We start from the raw sequence: 19,610 nt of genomic DNA, 5'->3' as shown, positions 1-19,610 counted from the left end.
TGAGAATGATAACGATGCAAATCAGCACTGGGCCAAATGTCACTGTGATTGTGCGCTGATCATCTCCACAACCGTGCCCAGAAGATCATTGGGCACAGGCACAGTTAGATGGTATTGAACGATTCTCCATGAATCGTCTTGTAACACAAGCGCTCCAGTTCCACGAACCTCACCGTACTTCTCGTTAACGAGGACCATGCGGCCTCACCGCCAGCGCCTACATACACGTGGCGCTCTTGTGGAACATATGTCCACCCACGCCCGGCACTGAAATGAGGCTCAGCATATCCCTGAAATTCAGATTTTGTCCATCGTTCGGTTATATCGGTCCCCAGAAAAATACTTTCTTCCGCGAGGTGTCCAAAATATCGTTCATAATCAGCCTCGGAGGCAGCGAGATGGAAATCATCAAGTACTGCTTCAATGTCAGACTGCTGGGCACTTGTGCTTGATACGGTAATCAAGCCAAAGAGAAGAAGAATGGAGAAATATCGAGTCATGGGAGTCATTTGGTCATTTGGTCGGCAACCCGAAGTGCCTGGGCTGCAATTGTGAGTGCCGGGTTCATAGCCCCGGAGGACGGAAAAAAAGATGCATCTACAACCCGCAAGTTCGTAAGTCCATGCATTCGGCAATAGGGGTCTAATACGCTGTCAGAAGGGTCATTGCCCATTTTTAGGGTGCCGCATTGGTGAGAGTTGGTATCAATTCTCATCTGCTGACTGAATATGATCGGATATCCGGCCCGTCGCAACATGCGACGTGCCCGTTTCAGTAATTGACGGTGAGTAGCCAGGTTATTCGGCTTCCAGTGAATTCGTATACGGCCTTTGGAGGTCAGTGAAACATGATTACCTGGGTCGGGCAGATCCTCGCTCATGACCCACCATTCGATGCCTCGGTTTGCCAAGTATTTCAGTACGGGCAGAGGTGCATTTGGTCGAGCAGACTTAAGCATAGATGCTTGCACTTTGCCAATCATCTGGAGATTACCCATGGGCCAGGGCCACTCATCTGTCCCGAGATACCAGTCATTGATAGAAAGTGTTTTCTGAAAGGTTGTTGTATTGCGTTCCCATGGACGGACTGCAATCAACGCACTGTTATTGTGCACCATGTAATTGCGTCCGATCATTCCGGAGGAATTTGGAATCCCATCGGATCTGAGAAGCAGTGCTGCAGAATTCACTGCGCCACAGCTGAGTACATAGGTGTGGGCCCGAATAGTCTTCAATTCACCATTGTGGTACACCTCCAATGAATCAACCGTGCCATTGCGTGCTACAACCCGATGGGCCTTTGAATTTGTCCATAAGGTGACATTTGGATGGTCAATAGCTGGGCGGACAGCACATACCTCGGCGTCAGATTTTGCATGAACTCTACAGGGAAACCCATCACATGTATGGCAGCGCAGGCATTGTCCTCCGAGATCAATACCAAGGGGTAGGTGAAAAGGGTTTAGCCCCTGTTTCTGGAAGGAAGCAGCAAGGCGAGCGATTTGTGGTTCATGTGGTACCGCGCTGTATGGATAGTCTTCTGAACGCGGAGATTCGGTAGGATCATCACCAGTATTTCCATGGACACCGTACAGCTTTTCAGCACGGCAGTAGTAGGGTTCCAGTTCGTCGTAGGTGACTGGCCAGCCGGGGCTCGTACCCTCCTCATATTCTAACTCCCTGAAATCTTCCTGCCGGAATCTGGGCAGAGCTGCCCCATAAACTTTCGAGTTTCCTCCAATGCAATAATGCAAGCCCGGCTTGAAGATCTGCCCATCAGCAGTCTCCCAGTATTCGTCTGGTTTGTAGCGGTGTTCACCGAAGACGGCTTCAGGGCTCCAATTCTCGGGCTCCTGGGGTAGAAAATCCCCACGCTCAATCAGCAGAATACGTGCTCCGCTCTCACGAAGTCCCCAAGCTAGCGTACCTCCACCAATTCCAGTTCCGACAATGATGATGTCAAAATCTATCATAGCTTGACCCCTCGTAAATTATCTCCTACTGGTGATCAAATATATGGGGTTTATCCTGTAAACTGTAACCCGATGTGAAGAATGCGAAGGAAGTCGCAGATTAAGGCTTCAGAATTCTTTCATAGAACGGCATGGAGACGAGAGAAGATCAATTCTTCAGTAGCGCACGGCTGTAATGTCCTAATTTTGCCCGAATGTTTGCAGAGTGGGGAATAAGAATGAATCGTTTCTAAGTGCATATATGGGGTTTGTGGATGCTTTAGTATTGTGCCTCATAGTCTCCATAGCCAAAACTCGCGCAGTTGTAACAAGACTCATAATCTTTGCCTTTTTCATTACCACATTCACAAACGTAATCCCCAGGGATGCCACATGGTAAACAACCGTGTTCATGGTGGATTATTCGCCCACAATCGCATTCAATATGTGTGGGTGAACATTCCAAACAGTACTTATGTCCGGGCCTTTTGCGGCCATTACATTTTTGACATTTAAATCTGCGGGGGACACAATCCCAGCACGTCTTGTCTTTTGCTTGTTTTTCCTTTCCACATTTTCGACATACTCGATTTGATAAATGATATTTCCATCTATATAACCACTTCCTAGGACAAGAATTATTTTCGTTTTCTAATAGTAATTTCTGCATTGCTTGCTGCGCGGATGCTGCCCCAAAAAAAAGAGATGGATCTACAATTAACTCTAAAATCGGCGTTCTTTTGTATGCTGTAGACATGTCTCGAATGTAGGCTTTGCTCTTAGGATTGGAAACGCAGACTTCAAGCACGACTTTCTGCGTCTCCCCATTGGGGAGTAGCAGTGTGACTCCCGCATCTATACGTTTATCCGCTTTGGGCATCGGTACTTCAAGATCAATCTTGCAAATTGTACCAAAATCAATTTCCCTAAGCCCCAATCGAAGTATTCTTTTGCCTACAGATTGCTCTAATACATCTTTGGCTAACCGATGGATCATGCCCTCTCCACGGCAGTCAGAATTTGATTGATGCGCAAAATGCCAGACTTTCTTCTCCCCCTGTTTGCAAATAACCTTTTGGGTACAATCAAGGCAGATACATCTACATTTCAAACCCCTTTCCACTTCTTGCGGAGACACAAAACGATTTAAGTGGAGAGACCATGCAAGCGGGATCTTCATGGTTTCAGCGGGTTATCGCAGTTCCAATAGACACCCTTGTCCTTGAAGTACATTCGATATTGTCTTAGTTCGTTATCAGGGGGTCCTCCAGTTGAGTGTAGAGCTTACCCTTCTTTGCTCTCTGTGTTTGATGTAGATTGACGTTCACTTACATGTGAGTACAGTTTTTCCCCACATCTCCCAAATAAATTATGCCTTCACCGCTCCAGAAACCAACCCCCGCACAAAGAGCTTACCCAGTCCGATATAAACAAGGGCCGTAGGCAACGCGGCTACGATTGCGCCCGCCATAACAACATTCCAATCCACAGAAAAAGATCCAGATAGATTGTTCAGTGCAATTGTTACCGGTTGGGATTGAGGGTTTGGAACCACCGTGATTCCGAAAAGGAAGTCGTTCCAAATATTGGTGAACTGAAAGATTAACGCAACCGCAAACGCGGGTAAAGACAGGGGGAGAATGACGCGCCAGAAGGCTTCAATGATACCCGCACCATCAACGGTTGCTGCTTCCACGATCGAGCCAGGAATATTGATATAAAAATTCCTGAAAATGAGTGTCGTTACAGAAACCCCATAAACGACATGAGTGAGGACTAATCCAGGGAGCGTGCCATACAGGTCAATCCATTGAAGAAAACGTACCAAGGGGAGCAGGATGGCCTGATAGGGGATAAAGAAGCCAAAAAGCAAGAGGGCGAAAAGAATCTCGGATCCACGAAAGCGCCACTTCGAGAAAATATAGCCATTCAGCGCCCCAATGATCGACGATAAGAGGGCCGCGGGAATCACCATGAAGAGGCTATTCTTCAGGTTGGGAGAAAGCATATTCCATGCCTCTGCAAATCCCTCTACGGAGATCTGACTGGGAAGCTGCCACATCGTTGCCAGACTGACGCTGGATGCATCCCTGAAACTGTTGACGAGCATCACGTAAATCGGTAACAGGTACAGAATCACGGCAAGCCCCAACCCAAACCATAGAAGTCCACGTTTGAAACTCATGATTCACGGTTTTTGAATGTGTGGACGAGGTAAGGGACAATGATCAGAGAAGATGCAACCAACATCACGATCGAAGCCGCAGCCCCAAGATTGTAACGGGCCGCTTTGAACATCATCTCGAATACGAAAATTGCCGGAACGTCGGTGGCAAAGCCAGGCCCAACCCCAGACATGGCAAAAACCAAGTCAAAAATCTTCAGTGAAACATGCAGCAGAATAATCACTGTGGAGATCGTGATAGGGTTCAGCATGGGAATGATCACAGATCGGTAGAGCCTCAACTCTCCCGCACCATCAATGCGAGCCGCATCTCTGACTTGTGGGCTGATGCTCCCAAGTCCTCCGAGATACATGGCCATGACAAATCCAGATAACTGCCAGGTGGCAGCAATGGCTACCGGGATGAGCGCTACCGGAATTCCCCATTCAATCTGGAAAGTCATACCGCCCGGCCAAATTTGTGACAGGAGTTGATTGACCGAAAAAACCACCGTAGGGTCAGTTGTCCAGCCAGGAGCTAAAGGATCCATGCCGGCAGCTTCCAGGGCACGGTTAATTCCGAGAAAGTTGAAGAACAGGTTGATCCCGGTCTCAGGGTTGAAAATCCATCGCCATACAACCCCGGTTACGATAAAAGACAGGGCGTAGGGGAAGAGAAACGTATTGCGAAAGAACCCCTTGCCGGCAATTTGGCGGTCCAACAGGATTGCAAGCCCAAGGCCAATGCTGATTGCCAGCCCAATAAAAAGCACCGTGAATACGAGCGTATTCCTTAGATCCGCCTGGAAGCGTGGCATCGCCAGCATATCTGCATACGTTTGCCAAAGCGGGTCACGCAGAGATAAGTCTACAGCAAGAGTACGCCAGTTTGTGAGCGAAAAAAAGAAGCTTGTCCCGATAAACCCATAGATAAAGATGGCTGTCAATAGAAGCGATGGCAGCAGGATGAGAATTCCTTTATGTCGGGACAGCCAGCAAGTATGGATCATGCGTTACATGCCAAACCCGGATGCTTTTGCTTCGCGCGCTAGCATTTCAGTGAAAGCCACCACATCGCGCCGTACAACAAAGTCCGTTAATGCGTCGTTGAGTGACTGCTGAAAATCTGCCGGTGCAGCTGAACCGTGGATGACCGTTGGCACAGAAACGCTCTTGGCGTATTCATCCATCGTCCACTGCAGGTACGGACCGAAGCGGGAACGATCGCAGTCGTTGCGTGCACAAATAGATCCCTTGATGAGATTGAAATCCTCTTGAACAACACGATCTCCCATGATTCGGAGCATATTGAGGGTTTCTTCCGGGTGAGGTGCATTTTCGGCGAAGGTGAATCCATCAGTCACTAGTATATGAACCCCTTCTGTCCCAGGATGGGCAACCCAGCCAAAGTCAATGTTTTCCCTCAGGCCATCACGGACTAATTCCCCATAGACCCAGTCTCCCATCGAATAGAAGGCACAGTCGCCGTCTGCCATTTTATCAGCTGCCTGATCCCATGAGAGTGCCGCATGGTCGTCATTCAGATAATTGAGTAGTCGACCATAAATGTGAACGGCTTCCATCACATCGGGGTCTCTAAAATCGGTCTCCCCGTTCCACAGGCCCTGATAGCGCTCAGGCCCGATCGTGCCGACGAGCGTATTTTCAAACATAATGCCGTTAGCCCAGATCCCCGTGTCACCCATGCATAGAGGAGCGACTTCCGTATTCTGGAGATCTTCGGCAATTTCAAACAATTCTTCAATGCTCAATGCTTCCCCAACGGAGATGTCGTACTCTTCAATTACAGGCTTATTGTACCAGAGGGTGTTACTGCGATGAAGGTTCAGGACCACCAGATAGGGCTCGCCATCTTTACTGATCATATCAATAAGGGATGGCGAGAACAATTCATACCATCCTTCGGCATCGTACAGGTCCTTTACTGATGCAGCGAACCCGGGAGTCACATATTGTCCCATGAGTTCCGCTCCGTGATGGGTTTGCCATGTATCGGGTGGGTTTCCTCCGACAAGTCGGGTTTGAAGCACAGGGCGGGCAGCAGAACCACCGCCACCGGCGATGGAAGCATTGATCACCTCAACATCGGGGTACTGATTTCGATAGGCTTCAAGGACCGTTTCCAGTGCAGACGCTTCGCTTCCTGAAGTCCACCAAGTAAAGACTTCAACCTGTTTTTCCGAACTAGTCTCATTACTGCTCTGACATGCAGCCAGAAGCAGGATTGAAAGAAATAGATAATGGATACGCATAGTATATACAGTATTACAGCCACGAGCTCTGGTGCTCGCCAATATGAAGCTGAACGGTTTTGAGTTCGGTGAACTCATCTGTAGAGAAGCGTCCTAGTTCACGTCCAAGTCCACTATCTCGATAGCCACCAAAGGGCAGTTCAGCATGCCCCTCCATGAAACAATTGATCCAAATCGTTCCCGCACGAACTTTGCGACTGACTTCAAAGGCGGTATCTACATTCGAAGTCCAGAGACCGGCGCTCAGTCCGTAGATGGTGTCATTGGCAATCTGTATTGCCTCTTCTGTTGTCTTGAATGTCAAGATGGATAGCACGGGGCCGAAAATCTCTTCCTGTGCAATCGGCATCTCAGGTGTCACACCATCAAATATGGTAGGCTCAAAAAACCGTCCATTTAGAGTTGGCATCCTGTTTCCACCGATTCTAAGCCGCGCACCAAGATCGGTGCCACTCTGAACATATTGGTGAATTTTTTGAAGTTGCGGCTCATTGATGATAGCTCCGACTTTAATGTCTTCGGCAAGCGGATCCCCAACAGGTACAGTGCGTGCCAGCTCAAGGATACGTTCGGTAAACTCTTCTGCAATGCTTTCCTGCAGAAGGAGGCGGCTACCGCTGTTACAGCATTCTCCCATGTTAAAGTATACCCCAAACACAACGGGGTCGAGTGCTGCATCTAAATCTGCATCGGCAAAGATGATATGAGGGTTTTTTCCACCTAGCTCTAGGGAGCAGCGTTTTAAGTTTTTCCCGGCGGCGGCAGCGACTTTACGTCCAACTGCGGTTGATCCAGTGAACGAAATCACATCGATGTCTTTGTGTTCTGCAAGGCTTGTACCAACCGGATCCCCAAACCCGGTTACAATATTGATTACCCCTGAGGGAACACCGGCTTCGTGAGCCAGAGAAGCCAGTTTTAGGGTTGTGCCTGGAGTCAACTCACTGGGTTTGATGACCGCCGTACAGCCAACTGCGAGTGCAAACGGCAATTTCTGACTGATGATCAGGAACGGGAAATTCCACGGTGTGATCATCCCTGCGACTCCGGCAGGCTCACGTAACACCAGTCCGAGCTTATTTTCACCAAGGTTATTGTACGCTTCCCCTATGGTATGGCGAGCAAGTGTCGCTGCATAGCGCCATAGATCCACGGCAGTTTCCATTTCCCCCTTTGCCTGTGTAATGGGCTTTCCACTCTCAAGGGTTTCCAGTTTAGCCAGCTCGTCACAGTGGGAATGGATCAGATCTGCAGTTGCATTCAGAACCTGTGCACGCTCCTGACCAGACATGCGTGGCCATGGACCAGAATCAAACGCTGCACGTGCAGACTGCACGGCCGCTTGCACATCCTGCTCCGTTCCAAGCGCATAGTCACCAACCGTCGTATCATGCGCAGGGCTAACCGTGGTAAAGAGGTCTCCTTGCTCACTACGGACGAATTTTCCGTCAATCCAATGTTTTCCCATTAGGCTTCTCCTTTGATCATCGCTGCTCCTTTTTCACCGATCATGATTGAGGTAGCTTGTGTATTGCCGCTAATTAGGCGAGGCATGATGGATGCATCAATCACGCGCAGGGATTCGAGACCGTGAACAGAGAGTTGCAAATCTACAACAGCTTGGTCATCCGTTCCCATTTTACAGGAACCTACAGGGTGGTAATCATTTTTTGACCACTTTCGGATGTAGGCTTTGATGTCTTCATCACTTTGCGCTTCTTGGCCTGGTAGTATCTCCCGGGAGATATACTGTTGAAAAGAGGGAGCAGATAAGATGCGTCGTCCCCATTTGAACCCTTCCATGGATACTTTGAGGTCATAGGGGTCATCTAGAAAATTTGGATCAATAGCAGGGTCTTCCAAGGGATCGTTACTACGTAGCTTGAGAGATCCAATACTACGTGGACGCAGATTACAGGTATTTATCGTAAGGCCATGGCCTTTAATGGACATACGGCCATGATCGACCACATATGCGGGCAGGCAATGGATTTGGATGTCTGGAGAGCGAACCTCGGGGGAGCTTTTCAGGAAGCATCCGGCCTCGCATACGGATGCCGTGACCGGTCCTGTTTTGTATAACAGATACTGGATGCCGTGTAAAATTGCACGATTCCATCGGTCATGTCCGTTGTAGCTGACAGGCTTGCTGGATTCAGCTGCCAGATACACGTCCATATGGTCCTGGAAATTTTTGCCCACTCCTGGTAGATCATGCTCGACTTGAATTCCAAGTGGTTTCAACTCATCTGCCGGCCCAATTCCAGAAAGTAATAGAAGCTTCGGGGAGTTTACCGCCCCTCCACTCAGAATGACCTCTCGTTCGGCATGGACTTGGACTCTGGCCATGTTTTTGGCGTACTCAATCCCGATTGCTCGCCCGTTCTCGAGAAGAACGCGTGTTGCCACGGCACCGGTCAGGATTGTAAGATTGGGTTTTTTGGGGCGCAGGAATGCGGTAGCTGCACTTTCTCTACGTACATTGCGCTGTGTCACCTGGTAATAGCTTACCCCCGACTGGCGGGCACCGTTCAAGTCGGGGTTATAACGGATTCCCACTTCCTGTGCTGATCGGACAAATGCGCGGGATAATGGGTTCGACTGTACCTGATCCGCCACGTTGAGTGGGCCGCCACGCCCATGAAATTCGTCAACAAACCGCTCATTGTTTTCTGATCTTTTGAAATAGGGAAGGACATCATCATATGCCCATCCCTGGCAGCCCAGATCACGCCATTCCTCATAATCCAGACGGTGTCCTCGAATATAGATCATCGCGTTAATGGATGTACTTCCACCGAGCGTCCGTCCCTGTGGATAGTGCATCTCACGGTGATTCAGGTGCTTTTGAGGGACGGTTTTAAAGCACCAATTCACGTTTTTCCCCGTCAATTTGGCAAAGCCCGCGGGCATATGAATCAGGGGAGACCTGTCTGGAGGGCCTGCTTCAAGCAGTAATACCCGAACGTTCGGATCCTCGGCAAGACGGTGAGCGACAACACAACCAGCTGCTCCCGCACCCACGACTACATAATCAAATGACTCGGTCGAGGTCTTCATCAATCCCCTTTATATTTTGGCTCTCTTCGCTCTAGGAAGCTATTCACACCTTCCTGTCCATCATTTGTGTATGCACTGAGTGAGCCAGCGATAGATTCGAGAGGAGCACAATCTCCATCCAGCATCTGTTTTGCAATTTGTACGGCGACAGGAGCATTCTTGGCAACCACCCCGGCCAGTTCGCCTCCCACAGAGGGGAGCTTATCCAATGGACATACCTCGGTCACCAGCCCCCAGGCTAACGCTGTTTGTGCGTCAATGGGGCTACCTGTCAAGACCATTGCTTTGGCTCGGGCAATGCCGATGATTTTGGATAACCGTGCGGTGCCACCCCATCCAGGGACTGTCGCAATTTTTACTTCTGGCATTGCAAAGGATGCATGGCTTGCAGCAACACGGATGTCACATGCCAGCGCGAGTTCAAGCCCGCCACCAAATGCGTAACCATTGAGGAGGGCAATCACTGGCGGTCGCAGGTTTGCCAATCGCTGCAGAATACGCTGCCCCCTCGGAATCCATTGCTTCCACATTCCAAGTGCATCTAACGCTGCCCATGCTTTGATATCCGCCCCGGCACAGAAAGCTTTTTCTCCTGTACCTGTAAGAATGACTGCACGAAGGTTGCTGTTTGACTCGAGGGTTGCAAGATGAGCGTCAAGTGAGTCCAGCATCAAAGGATCAACCGCATTGCGTTTTTCCGGGCGATTGAGAGTCAATGTTGCCAGGTGCCCTGTAATTTCAAGTTCAACGTGACTCATATTTTGGAGGGTAGTTGAAGATTCATTGATTTAGGGTCGAAGAGTCTGCCATCCATGATTTGCAAGGACGGACTCACTTGAAGCTCTAAACTGGTTTGTCCAAGCACATCACGTTTCAGGTTAATACCGGGCGCAATTTCAATAACAGTTAACCCCTCGGGCAATAGCTGCAGTACGCACCGCTCCGTAATATAGGTGATCTTCTGCCCTAAACGAAGGGCACGATTCCCACTGAAAGAAACGTGTTCCACTTCGGGTACGAGTTTTTGCACTTTTCCTTCTTGGAGAATCTTTACCTGACCTTCTTCAATTGCAAGTCGAAGTCCGCCAGTTGTATAAGTCCCAATAAATACGATATGATGCGCATTGGCAGTGATATCAATGAATCCCCCTACACCGGCAGTGACATGCGGGCGGGCAGCCAGACGTGAGACATTGACACATCCATGCCGATCAATTTGCATAAAGGACAAAAGACTGCGATCAAATCCTCCACCGTGGAAATATGTAAACTGATCGGGCGATCCAAGAATCGCCTGAGCACCGGATGCACAGCCAAACTGAAAATCCAGAAGTGGCATCCCTCCGACAGCTCCTTGTTCAATTACCCAGGTCACCGCATCAGACAGTCCTTCCTCTAAAAGAATACGAGGAACTTGTGCAGATACCCCAAACCCCAGATTAACCGCATCTTGTTGGCATAACTCCATGGCTGCACGGCGAGCCATAGGTTTGTAGGGTCCCCAAGGCATAAGGTCATAAATCTTCCCATCGGGGGAGAGTTCGCCACTGATGGTCGGATCATATTCCGTATTCGTGGTCTGCATTTGATCAGGCACAGTGACCACATAATCAACTACGACTCCAGGTACCCGGACATCCTGAGGTTTGAGTTTGCCCGACTTTACGACACGTTTGACCTGCACGATGACAATTCCGCCATTATTATGGGCGGCCAGGGCCTGATCATAAATACCTAAGCTGCTTCCCTCGTGTTCAGTAGTGATGTTGCCATGCTCATCTGCGGTGGTTCCACGGATCAGTGCAACGTCAACGGGAATTGAGGGATAGAACAGCCATTCATCCCCTTCAAATGTAACCCTCTTCACAACCTCTGGGGGACTACAGTCATTCATGCATCCACCCAGAAGGCGAGGATCCACAAAAGTATCCATGCCAACCTTCGTCAGGACCCCAGGTCTGTGCGCTGCAGCTTCACGGTGCATGTGATACAAGACTCCACTGGGCAGGTTATAGGCTTCCACGCGATTCTCACCGATCATCTGCCAGATTCTGGGTGAGGGCATGGATGATGGACCGCTTGGTAGAGAGCCGGCAATGACACGTTTGAGGAGCCCATCATAGGAGAGGTGATCAACCCCGGCAATGCCATACATATCCCCGGCAGCGATAGGATGTAGTGTTGTGAGTCTTTTTGGATGCCCTGAATTAGCAAAGCGTTGACCAATCGCGGCCAGCGTTGCATCCGGGCATCCCAGGCCGCTTGATGCGCTGACTGTCAGGACCGCATCATCATGAATTTGCTCGGCAGCAGCGGCCAATGAACAAAACTCAGGCATAGCTTAGTGTAACTTGTTTACCTGTCTGTGCCGATTGTTGAACTGCCAGCGCAACTGCAAGCGAGCGAAGCCCATCTTCAGCGGTAGCCGCTGGCTCGCCGGCTCCCCGAACTGCACGATTAAAACATTCGATAGCCCGCTCATACAGGTTTACAGGGGGAGGAAGTTCGACTTTTTCCACTTGATTCCCTCTGCGGAGGGCGATGTCCCCGATGGGTTGCTGGGTCATGACATCCCTGGCAATCAAGGATGCATCGGTGCCATGGACTTCGAGCCCTGTTCCAGCGTGTCCGATCACAAATGAATCATGAAATTGTACAAGTGTGCCTCGCTCAAAATGCATCACGCCCATCACGGTATCATCGATCCCGTGCTCTCCGAGGCCCTGAGAAGAGGTGCAAGCCATGACGGATTCTACTTCGTCGTTCAGGATGAATCGAAGGGTATCCGTATCATGGACAGTGATATCCAGTACGACCCCGGCTCCGGTTGACGGATCCTTGATTCGCCATGTTTGCAGATGTGGGGGTAGGAGGACGGCATGGAATACCCGAGCTGCCAGAGGATCTCCGATCACACCATCCTGGACTAGTTTGCGGAGAGTGCGGTGCGTGACTGCATTACGAAGATGGTGGTTTGTCCCCATGACGAGGCCAGCATTTGCACAGGCGTGTACCATTTGCTTTGCATCTGCGAGTGAGAGTGCAAGAGGTTTTTCGCAAAGGACATGTTTCTGGGCAGCAGCAGCGGCAAGGGTTTGTGGCTTATGTAATTCATTCGTGGTGCCGACATAGACCACATCAATGTCTGGATTGGCAAGGAATGCGTCAAGCTCAGTGTAGGTGTATTGAATCCCAAATTGATCCTGAAAGCTTTCCCCACGCGGCTGAGATCGGCTGAGGATCGCAATTACTTGGCTGTTTGAGCTTGCGTTTATCGCATTAATCATCCATTCTTTGGCAATCGTGCTTGCACCAATGACTCCCCAGTTGATCATAATTCTGTATCGGACCGTCTATTTAGCGTAGGCAAATTTAACTAGTCTGTTGGAATTAACCTTCCCGAGTATTTGATCTGCGGGGGATATCTAGTGAGGTCCTAGTCAAGCTGGTAACTTCGTTGGAATTTTTCTGCACCTGAATAACGACTGGAAAGCAAAGGGAGGTGTGTTTTGCACACCAAACTTTTCTATCCAGACAACACTAACCACGAGCCACATTCTCAACACCAACTGGAGCCCGTTCAGCTGTCAGGCATGATCGGAGAAACATTGTCTTAACGCATGTAAAGACGACTCTGGGGAATTAGCTGCTTAGTGGCTCCCCGAATATCCTACATGCCGAGATTTGTTTTGAACCAATGGCAAAGTTTACACGATCATAGAGTATATGCCGGGATTGCATCGGTCGAGTTATCGGCACAATTTCGTTATTTGATTGCTCCCTAAATTTTGGGATTCTGCACGAAGTTTGATTAGACTGAATTTCGTCTGGAGAATGTCCGCTGGAGAAATACATACAATACTGGAAGTCGGAACATTACCAATGGTTTTCCGTATATTAGCAGCGATTACCCACTGTATTCGGGTAATCTACATAGGGGGCCCCTGAGGGGGCCCTTAGCTTTTGTCCATTATTTTATTGACGCATGGAACGCGTCGCCGTGTTTGTTGATGCGGGCTATCTCTTCGCAGCGGGGACCAAGGAATTATTTGGGGAACAACTGAAGCGAGAAGATGTGTCGTTGAATTACGTTGCGGTCGAAGAGAAGTTGAGGCTGGCAGCAGAGGAGCATTCGAAGTTGGATTTACTTCGGATATACTGGTATGATGGTGCGTACCTACATCCTACCACCCAACACACAGAACTTGCTCGTTTGTCAAATGTCAAAGTTCGGCTTGGTCTCATTAACAGTCGTGGTGAGCAGAAAGGTGTGGATTCTCTAATTGTGACGGATATGATTACATTGGCCCGCAACAGGGCCATGGATAGTTGTATGTTGTTGACGGGGGATGAAGATATCAGAGTGGGGTGCTCTTGGCCCAAGAATATGGTGTTCGGGTTCATTTGTTGGGTATCAAGCCTGCAAAGAGTAACCAATCCAACCTTCTGCGCCAAGAAGCTGATGTTATCCACGTATGGGAATCGTCTGATCTAAAAATATTTCTTTCGAAGTCATCTTCCCCCGAGTCTGGCGATTTGGATCAGGAACGAGATCTTCTCAGAGTCGTTGCCCAAGAAGTGGTTGATAGCGTCTCTGGGGAGAGGGCAAGTGAACTAAAAATAAAAGACGGTTGGTTGCCTCCAGATATTGATGGTCATCTCCTTTTCAAGGCACGTAAAGTGACGGGGAATGAACTTGATCGAGATGAAAAAAGAAGAATTCGGAAGTATTTCCGTGAACTTTTGAAAGAGCGTAGCTGAGCGGCCGGAGTATTCTTGAAAGGGCAGGCATATCTGCCGGATAATCAAATACCTTCACACCAAAGTCCCGGTGTCGATTACGCGGGAACAACCGAATCGCTATTCTCTGGCTTACACTAGTTATCAGTTGTCTAGGTTGACCATGTTTTCGTCGGTTTGTGTTTTTGGGTAACTTCACCTCTTGTGCCAGTCTTGAGGACCAGATGCGCCTCGTTCTGCTTCGTGTATCGTCTCCTTGAACAAATTCGGGGTCGGTCCAGAATGACTAATGGGAATATGGATCTCCATAGAAAAAAATCGGGCTGAATGTTGGATAAAAGTGACAACCTTGCAGGTATAACCGTCTGCTTTGCAATTGCGTTGATCATGAAGAATGACCCATAGATAAGCTCGTCTGGCTTTCTTGGATATTTCTGTAAAATCAATCCGAGCATCTTTCTTGGAGTACTCATGAATATTGCCGTTTGTGTGAAACAGACCGCTGATACCGAGTCGAGGCCGATACTGAGCGCGGACCAGTCTCATGTGACGGATGAAGGATTAGTTTGGATCATCAACCCTCATGATGAGTCTGCTATTGAAGTGGCCATCGGACTGCGGGATCAGCATGGAGGTTCAGTTACGCTGATTGCTCTTGGCCCTGATCGGGTAGAAAGCTCTCTGAGGCAGGGTTTGGCGATGGGGGCCGATGAAGCCGCCCATCTTCAGTGTGATACGATGCCCGATGACCCATTCATCGTGGCGGAGGTGCTTGCGGAGCGTATCCGAGAGCATGATTTTGATTTGGTTTTGACGGGAGAGGTTGCGATTGATGGGGCAGGGGCCCAAGTGCCTCAAAGACTGGGAGTATTACTTGACTGGCCATGTGTGACGGGTGTAGAGGAACTGAGCATTGACTCAGGAGAGCTGACTGTCAGGCATCCTGTCGAGCAGGGCGACGAAATCCATACCTGCAAGCTTCCGGCGGTCATCGGTGTGAATCGGCGGATCGGCGAACCTCGGTATCCATCCTTTAAGGGCATCATGAAAGCGAAGCGAAAGTCAATTGAGAAAGAGACGGTGACACTGGAATCTCCTCAACTTCATGTTGAATCATTGGAATTGCCTGCATCACGGTCAGAAGGGAAGATCCTGGTTTACCAAGATGGAGTAGCGACCGAGGTCGTGACTCTTTTGCGTGAAAAGTCAAAGGTGATCTAAGGAGTGCGATGTCCAAAATTCTGGTTATAGCGGAAACAAGTGGCTCAGGTCTGACGACTTCAACCCTGGAAGTATGTCAGGCGGCCTCTACACTTTCCGCTTCTCTGGGTGGGAGTTGGGGACTGCTTGTTCATGACCACGTAGTGGAGGCTGCCGGCAAGGTTGCTCCTGAAGTAGTGTCATTTCCGTTGGGTGAGGATACCTATCAGGGGGCCGAGCTTTTGGCTTCCATTGCAGCTCAGGTAGTAGAATCGGCCGATGTGGTTATGATGGCAGCAACAAGTACGGGAAAAGATGTCATGGGACGATTGGCCCAGCATCTTTCGGTTCCTTTGGCGCAAGATTGCACAGGGTTTGAGGTGGTATCTAACGAGATTAGGTTCAAGCGTGCATTGTACGGAGGTAAGGTAGTCGCCAGCGTAACATTATTAGCCAAGCCGATAGTGGTAAGCTTTCGTCCCAGATCATTTACACCAATTGTCCCGTCAGGTGGGTTTGCCGAAGCGGTAGCGTATGCAGCCAACAGCATTACTCCCAAAACCACGGTCGACCTTCAGACCAAAGCTGCAAGTGAGCGCCCGGATGTGACCGACGCATCGATCGTTGTGAGCGGAGGCAGGGGCTTACAGGGGCCAGAAAACTGGCATATACTTGAAGACCTTCTGGATGCACTTGGTTCGGATGCTGCTTTGGCCTGTTCACGCCCGGTAAGTGATGATCATTGGCGTCCCCACAGCGAGCATGTGGGGCAGACCGGGCGTGCAATAGCTCCAGACTTATATATTGCCGTTGGTATTTCGGGTGCGACGCAGCACATCGCCGGCGTTGCAAGATCCAAGTGTATCCTTGCCATTAACAAGGACCCGGACGCCCCGATTTTCAAGGTTGCCGACTACGGCATCGTGGGAGACTTATTTGAGGTCGTTCCTGCCCTTACGGCTGCCATTCGGGATGCAGCGTAGATTACCGTAAGGTTTCGTTGAAGATAATTCCGTACTAGTGGAATTTCCATAGTGCTATTCGGGTAACAAGCAGGCACGTGCCGCCACCAGTCACGAGTCCTCATTTTTCGGGAGTTGAGTCACACCTGATGGCATAGTTCGTATTTGGCACTCGGTTATGGGGTATCAGCAAATAATTGATGTAGCCATCTGTGAAAACCTTTTGCAATCGGTGTGGCTAAATCCAAATCGCCGGCTGTGATTGCGGTACCCATGCGGTGCGGTTCTTTGCGTGTTGCAAGCCACGCATGAACTTTTGCCTTCGACTCTTTTCTTTCCTTAAATTTGCGGTCTCCTTCGGGAATTTCATTTATATATTGATTAGCTCTCGGCCAAATAGCGTCACCCTCAGGAACTAATCTAGAGATGAAATCTTCTAACTCACCCGGAGAGGCATTATCAGGCATTAACCATATTCCTATCCGGGGCCTTACATTGTTGATGATCGTCCCGTTTGGTTTAGGTTTTCTGGGTATTTGGATCTCCGCAGCGTTCTTTATCCTGTGTGCTATACTTTTCCACCGATCTATCGGTTTATCGTTACTATCCACTAAAATGCCTAGCGTCTCCCTGCCAGGGGATTTGAGGTCAGTGCTAATTGCGTCAATTAGTTTGTCAATATCCCCTCTAACTTCGATCTCGAAAGGTTGATATCCGGGATGATGGTGGTTCCAAAAATGCCAAACTACATGCATATCATCATTCCCTTCAACAAGGAGTATATTTTTTTGAGGTTTATTGAGTGTCATCAAGTTATCTATCGAACTTCAATATCATGATAGCTTGCAATTTTTAACTCTTCCTCCGTATACTCAATCGCTCGAATATCGCCATTCTCTCCCTCCAGGCGAATTAGAGCACCATTTGATTCTTTGATTTCAGTAGCAGCACTTGCAAACGCCTTGATACAATCGAAGCTATGGGTTGTGGCGAGTATCTGAACGTTATACTCGTGTGCAGCCTTCAATACCATCTTCCAAAATTCGTGTTGAACAGAGTAATGGATTCCATTTTCCACTTCGTCAATAACCAGAAAACCATCACGGCTAACGGCTAATGCTAGGCTGGCTGCAAATAAACGCGTAATTCCGTCCCCCAAGCTTTTAAGTGGGAGAGGCTTTGTCTGATCATTCATCCTGACCACAATTCGGCTACCGGATCTACCGTATCGTCTACTATCCTCTCCGATTGCTGCAACACGATCTATTTTTTGTCCCGTTAGGTTGAGAGCTTCCAAAGCAAGGGCTTCTTGTGGAGTCAGGACGACCTTATCCCAATAGCTTGCGAGGACATAATTATCCAAGAGCCCTGGGCCTAATGATTCACAATTAATTGGATCCGACATGTCTTGGCGACTGAGTCTCATCCGTCGCAGTGCTCTCGGGACATGATGAATACCGGCGAGCCAGGGGAGTACCGATTGTGCGTCGCGGTGTACAACCTTCAAGGCCTGATTCGCTTCAGAATTAAGCTTGGAAAAAAGATCTTGCTGGGGCTCGGGCAGGTCTTTTACATCTACCACTTCAATTTTGAGGCAATCTTTGCCAGATAGGGGGCCAATTGAAATAGATTGACTAGGAGTGGCATGTCTACCGAAGAAGAGAGCTGAGTAATCAGGAAACATTATAAGATCCCGGTCTTCGTCAGGGGCCTCCACGAGTTCATCTCTCGAATAGAGTAATGTTCGAAACACATCCTGATCCCCACGAGTCGCGTACACCCGCACTGCCTCAAGAACTGTTGTCTTACCAACTCCGTTTAGACCAGTAATCAGGGTAACCCGTCCCAGTTTTTTAATCGAAAGGTGATGAATCCCCCGGAAATTTGATATAGATAAATCAGAGAGATGCAATTTATCGTTATGCATGTTCAGCACATGTTATATTTGTGAGATCCACCGATATGATGATAACTCAGGAGCCCAAAGCGCAAAACATATCCATCAAATCGTTACTACGCTTTTCACAGCCTTTATACGAATAAGCATCAACAGATGTTTGATGCCAAGAGAATAGTGCTGACCAACAAGATACAGAATCCGACCGATTAAGTTCTGAGAGTATATCGTTGGGGAAATGTCAAAGTTAACTTCAATCAAATCATTAACAGCCCAAGCAGGGCACCACCTGCGACCAGCCAAACGGCATTGACCTTAAAGCGCAGGCCCGCAACCGCCGCCAGTAAGAAGATCACAACAGATGCCCAGCCAGTCAACACGCTGAGCCCCAGCCGTACCGTGACTACAAGCATCAGTGCAACTGCGCTGACATTTACGGCATCCAGAAATGACCCCATTAAGGTTGATTTACGCAGGCGGGGAATGAGCGGGTTTAGAATGCTGACGAAAACAAACGACGGCAGAAAGATTGCAATGGTGGCAATCAATCCACCCTGCCAGCCGTCCAGGAATACTCCGATAAATGTAGCTGTGCTAAGAACGGGTCCAGGGGTAAACTGGCCGATAGCAATTGCATCCAACAGTTGCTGCTCAGTCAACCAGCCATAGGTTTGCACCAAACCACCCTCCAGGAATGCGATCAGGACGTAACCACTTCCGTAGAGAACCGAACCAACCTTGAGAAAAAACCAGCCAAGTGTCCAAATACTATACTCTACCTTGGGGGTCTGTAGGAATCCAAGAAGGAAGGGGAGGATTGCGCTGACGGCCGTCAATCGACGGCGCCAAAAATAAAGCCCCCCAAGTCCCAATAGGCCTCCTCCCAACATGGCCAGTACCTCGTTGACACCAAGCAATAGTCCAATCGCCACTGCTGCACCAATTGGAATCAGTGACCAAGCTTTAACCGCAGACTTGCCCAAGCGCCAGAGAGCTCCCAGAATGATTGCCAGTACAGCCGGTTTAATGCCGCGAAGGAATGGCTCTACCTCAGGTACGGCACCATATTCGGCATACAGCCATCCGAGTGCACCAGTCATCACCGCAGCGGGTAAAATGAAACAGAGGCCCGCGACGACCATACCACCAAAACCACGCCGCTCATAGCCAACGTGCATGGCCATTTCCGTTGAGTTTGGGCCGGGAATCAGGTTGGTCGCACCGACCAGGTCCAGGAAATGCTCTCTGGTGAGCCATCTGCGGCGGGTTACGACTTCATCGTCCATCATTGCAATGACTGCAGCAGGACCGCCGAATCCGATAAAACCCAGTTTGAGGAATAGCCGTATCAGTTCATTCATGA

19 protein-coding genes are annotated in these 19,610 nt (G+C 49.3%); 4 read left to right on the top strand and 15 right to left on the bottom strand.

Features of this window, described 5'->3' with window-relative positions:
- Positions 1-39: 39 nt before the first annotated feature.
- The 12 genes from F4Y64_07070 to F4Y64_07015 all read right to left on the bottom strand — a co-directional run bounded on the left by F4Y64_07070 (position 40) and on the right by F4Y64_07015 (position 12,783).
- On the bottom strand, positions 40-198 hold the full coding sequence (locus F4Y64_07070; GenBank protein ID MXX97361.1) for a nuclear transport factor 2 family protein: 159 nt from the start codon (positions 196-198) through the stop codon (positions 40-42).
- A complete protein-coding gene (locus F4Y64_07065; protein ID MXX97360.1) occupies positions 105-509 on the bottom strand; it encodes a nuclear transport factor 2 family protein in 405 nt (134 codons plus the stop codon). Before F4Y64_07065 ends, F4Y64_07070 begins: the two co-directional genes overlap by 94 nt.
- Complete coding sequence (locus tag F4Y64_07060; protein ID MXX97359.1) at positions 506-1,972, bottom strand: GMC family oxidoreductase; 1,467 nt, start codon at positions 1,970-1,972, stop codon at positions 506-508. The genes F4Y64_07065 and F4Y64_07060 overlap by 4 nt, the downstream gene beginning before the upstream one ends.
- Before the next feature lie 259 nt (positions 1,973-2,231).
- Entirely contained in the window at positions 2,232-3,131 is a 900-nt protein-coding gene (locus F4Y64_07055; GenBank protein ID MXX97358.1) for a hypothetical protein, read from the bottom strand.
- A gap of 189 nt (positions 3,132-3,320) precedes the next feature.
- On the bottom strand, positions 3,321-4,136 hold the full coding sequence (locus tag F4Y64_07050; GenBank protein ID MXX97357.1) for a carbohydrate ABC transporter permease: 816 nt from the start codon (positions 4,134-4,136) through the stop codon (positions 3,321-3,323).
- The gene (locus tag F4Y64_07045) at positions 4,133-5,125 is read right to left on the bottom strand and encodes a sugar ABC transporter permease (GenBank protein ID MXX97356.1); all 993 of its coding nucleotides are present in this window, start codon (positions 5,123-5,125) and stop codon (positions 4,133-4,135) included. The genes F4Y64_07050 and F4Y64_07045 overlap by 4 nt, the downstream gene beginning before the upstream one ends.
- A gap of 3 nt (positions 5,126-5,128) precedes the next feature.
- Positions 5,129-6,466, bottom strand: coding sequence for a carbohydrate ABC transporter substrate-binding protein (locus tag F4Y64_07040; protein ID MXX97355.1), 1,338 nt, complete (start codon positions 6,464-6,466; stop codon positions 5,129-5,131).
- Positions 6,402-7,856: an aldehyde dehydrogenase family protein gene (locus F4Y64_07035; protein ID MXX97354.1), complete on the bottom strand. Its 1,455-nt coding sequence runs from the start codon at positions 7,854-7,856 to the stop codon at positions 6,402-6,404. The genes F4Y64_07040 and F4Y64_07035 overlap by 65 nt, the downstream gene beginning before the upstream one ends.
- Positions 7,856-9,448 (bottom strand): choline dehydrogenase, encoded by a 1,593-nt coding sequence (locus tag F4Y64_07030; protein ID MXX97353.1) that lies wholly within the window; start codon positions 9,446-9,448, stop codon positions 7,856-7,858. The genes F4Y64_07035 and F4Y64_07030 overlap by 1 nt, the downstream gene beginning before the upstream one ends.
- The gene (locus F4Y64_07025) at positions 9,448-10,206 is read right to left on the bottom strand and encodes an enoyl-CoA hydratase/isomerase family protein (GenBank protein MXX97352.1); all 759 of its coding nucleotides are present in this window, start codon (positions 10,204-10,206) and stop codon (positions 9,448-9,450) included. Before F4Y64_07025 ends, F4Y64_07030 begins: the two co-directional genes overlap by 1 nt.
- Positions 10,203-11,786, bottom strand: coding sequence for an acyl CoA:acetate/3-ketoacid CoA transferase (locus F4Y64_07020; GenBank protein MXX97351.1), 1,584 nt, complete (start codon positions 11,784-11,786; stop codon positions 10,203-10,205). The genes F4Y64_07025 and F4Y64_07020 overlap by 4 nt, the downstream gene beginning before the upstream one ends.
- On the bottom strand, positions 11,779-12,783 hold the full coding sequence (locus F4Y64_07015; GenBank protein ID MXX97350.1) for a Gfo/Idh/MocA family oxidoreductase: 1,005 nt from the start codon (positions 12,781-12,783) through the stop codon (positions 11,779-11,781). The genes F4Y64_07020 and F4Y64_07015 overlap by 8 nt, the downstream gene beginning before the upstream one ends.
- Positions 12,784-13,433: 650 nt before the next feature.
- Between F4Y64_07015 and F4Y64_07010 the strand changes: the two genes are divergently transcribed.
- The 4 genes from F4Y64_07010 (at position 13,434) to F4Y64_06995 (ending at position 16,371) form a co-directional block, all read left to right on the top strand.
- A complete protein-coding gene (locus tag F4Y64_07010) occupies positions 13,434-13,943 on the top strand; it encodes an NYN domain-containing protein (GenBank protein MXX97349.1) in 510 nt (169 codons plus the stop codon).
- A gap of 41 nt (positions 13,944-13,984) precedes the next feature.
- On the top strand, positions 13,985-14,209 hold the full coding sequence (locus F4Y64_07005; protein MXX97348.1) for a hypothetical protein: 225 nt from the start codon (positions 13,985-13,987) through the stop codon (positions 14,207-14,209).
- A gap of 450 nt (positions 14,210-14,659) precedes the next feature.
- Complete coding sequence (locus tag F4Y64_07000) at positions 14,660-15,409, top strand: electron transfer flavoprotein subunit beta/FixA family protein (protein MXX97347.1); 750 nt, start codon at positions 14,660-14,662, stop codon at positions 15,407-15,409.
- An 8-nt stretch (positions 15,410-15,417) separates the two neighbouring features.
- On the top strand, positions 15,418-16,371 hold the full coding sequence (locus F4Y64_06995) for an electron transfer flavoprotein subunit alpha/FixB family protein (GenBank protein MXX97346.1): 954 nt from the start codon (positions 15,418-15,420) through the stop codon (positions 16,369-16,371).
- Positions 16,372-16,526: 155 nt separating this feature from the next.
- On the opposite strand, the gene F4Y64_06990 is transcribed toward F4Y64_06995, so the two are convergent.
- From F4Y64_06990 to chrA, 3 genes are all read right to left on the bottom strand, one after another.
- Complete coding sequence (locus F4Y64_06990; protein MXX97345.1) at positions 16,527-17,159, bottom strand: hypothetical protein; 633 nt, start codon at positions 17,157-17,159, stop codon at positions 16,527-16,529.
- Positions 17,160-17,167: 8 nt separating this feature from the next.
- The gene (locus tag F4Y64_06985; GenBank protein MXX97344.1) at positions 17,168-18,277 is read right to left on the bottom strand and encodes an ATP-binding protein; all 1,110 of its coding nucleotides are present in this window, start codon (positions 18,275-18,277) and stop codon (positions 17,168-17,170) included.
- A gap of 227 nt (positions 18,278-18,504) precedes the next feature.
- Positions 18,505-19,608 (bottom strand): chromate efflux transporter, encoded by a 1,104-nt coding sequence (gene chrA / locus F4Y64_06980; GenBank protein ID MXX97343.1) that lies wholly within the window; start codon positions 19,606-19,608, stop codon positions 18,505-18,507.
- Positions 19,609-19,610 lie beyond the last annotated feature (2 nt).

Source organism: Rhodothermaceae bacterium (assembly GCA_009838195.1).
Classification (GTDB): Bacteria; Bacteroidota; Rhodothermia; order Rhodothermales; family Bin80; genus Bin80.
The sequence above is the reverse complement of the archived record's forward strand: the minus strand, read 5'-3'. Positions and strand labels throughout refer to the sequence as shown.

Coding starts and splice junctions, on each gene's coding strand:
- F4Y64_07045 (MXX97356.1), bottom strand. CDS start 5,125: ATGATCCATACTTGCTGGCTGTCCCGACATAAAGGAATTCTCATCCTG.
- F4Y64_07010 (MXX97349.1), top strand. CDS start 13,434: ATGGAACGCGTCGCCGTGTTTGTTGATGCGGGCTATCTCTTCGCAGCG.
- F4Y64_07050 (MXX97357.1), bottom strand. CDS start 4,136: ATGAGTTTCAAACGTGGACTTCTATGGTTTGGGTTGGGGCTTGCCGTG.
- F4Y64_07015 (MXX97350.1), bottom strand. CDS start 12,783: ATGATCAACTGGGGAGTCATTGGTGCAAGCACGATTGCCAAAGAATGG.
- F4Y64_07065 (MXX97360.1), bottom strand. CDS start 509: ATGACTCCCATGACTCGATATTTCTCCATTCTTCTTCTCTTTGGCTTG.
- chrA (MXX97343.1), bottom strand. CDS start 19,608: ATGAATGAACTGATACGGCTATTCCTCAAACTGGGTTTTATCGGATTC.
- F4Y64_06990 (MXX97345.1), bottom strand. CDS start 17,159: ATGACACTCAATAAACCTCAAAAAAATATACTCCTTGTTGAAGGGAAT.
- F4Y64_07030 (MXX97353.1), bottom strand. CDS start 9,448: ATGAAGACCTCGACCGAGTCATTTGATTATGTAGTCGTGGGTGCGGGA.
- F4Y64_07055 (MXX97358.1), bottom strand. CDS start 3,131: ATGAAGATCCCGCTTGCATGGTCTCTCCACTTAAATCGTTTTGTGTCT.
- F4Y64_07060 (MXX97359.1), bottom strand. CDS start 1,972: ATGATAGATTTTGACATCATCATTGTCGGAACTGGAATTGGTGGAGGT.
- F4Y64_07020 (MXX97351.1), bottom strand. CDS start 11,786: ATGCCTGAGTTTTGTTCATTGGCCGCTGCTGCCGAGCAAATTCATGAT.
- F4Y64_06995 (MXX97346.1), top strand. CDS start 15,418: ATGTCCAAAATTCTGGTTATAGCGGAAACAAGTGGCTCAGGTCTGACG.
- F4Y64_07040 (MXX97355.1), bottom strand. CDS start 6,466: ATGAGTTCACCGAACTCAAAACCGTTCAGCTTCATATTGGCGAGCACC.
- F4Y64_06985 (MXX97344.1), bottom strand. CDS start 18,277: ATGCATAACGATAAATTGCATCTCTCTGATTTATCTATATCAAATTTC.
- F4Y64_07025 (MXX97352.1), bottom strand. CDS start 10,206: ATGAGTCACGTTGAACTTGAAATTACAGGGCACCTGGCAACATTGACT.
- F4Y64_07070 (MXX97361.1), bottom strand. CDS start 198: ATGGTCCTCGTTAACGAGAAGTACGGTGAGGTTCGTGGAACTGGAGCG.
- F4Y64_07000 (MXX97347.1), top strand. CDS start 14,660: ATGAATATTGCCGTTTGTGTGAAACAGACCGCTGATACCGAGTCGAGG.
- F4Y64_07035 (MXX97354.1), bottom strand. CDS start 7,856: ATGGGAAAACATTGGATTGACGGAAAATTCGTCCGTAGTGAGCAAGGA.